Source organism: Adlercreutzia equolifaciens, assembly GCF_029076695.1.
Lineage (GTDB): Bacteria > Actinomycetota > Coriobacteriia > Coriobacteriales > Eggerthellaceae > Adlercreutzia > Adlercreutzia equolifaciens_A.
The window spans coordinates 1-287 of sequence record NZ_JARFIK010000643.1 but is presented as its reverse complement, the minus strand read 5'-3'; the positions used below and the strand labels follow the sequence as shown (position 1 = coordinate 287).

Annotated in this window: 1 protein-coding gene; it reads left to right on the top strand. The window is 63.1% G+C overall.

What is annotated here, in order from left to right; all coding sequences use genetic code 11:
- Positions 1–181 (top strand): hypothetical protein (locus tag PZH32_RS13945; protein WP_275208863.1); only part of this gene is annotated, 181 nt, incomplete at its 5' end.
- Between the last annotated feature and the right edge of the window lie 106 nt (positions 182–287).

The following is a 287-nucleotide window of genomic DNA, read 5'->3' as shown; positions in this document are numbered from 1 at the left end:
CTTCGGCCCCGAGACCCGCGGCGTGTACAGCGCGTGGCTCATCCTGGGCGTGGTGGTTCCCATCATCGGCCTCGCCACGGCCTTTGCCCTGGACGACTTCTGGCCGCTGTTTGCCATCGTGATGGTCTCCTATGCCATCAGCTTGGCGCTGTGGCAAGCCTTCTTCTTCATTGCCGGCTAGGAAGTGTGGTTCTTCCCGCAGTACGAAAAAGATCTGAGCCCGGCCTACTACTAGTTGTCTTGGGGCCCGTGCCGCAGGGAGGGCGGCGCGGGGCCCTTGCCTGAAT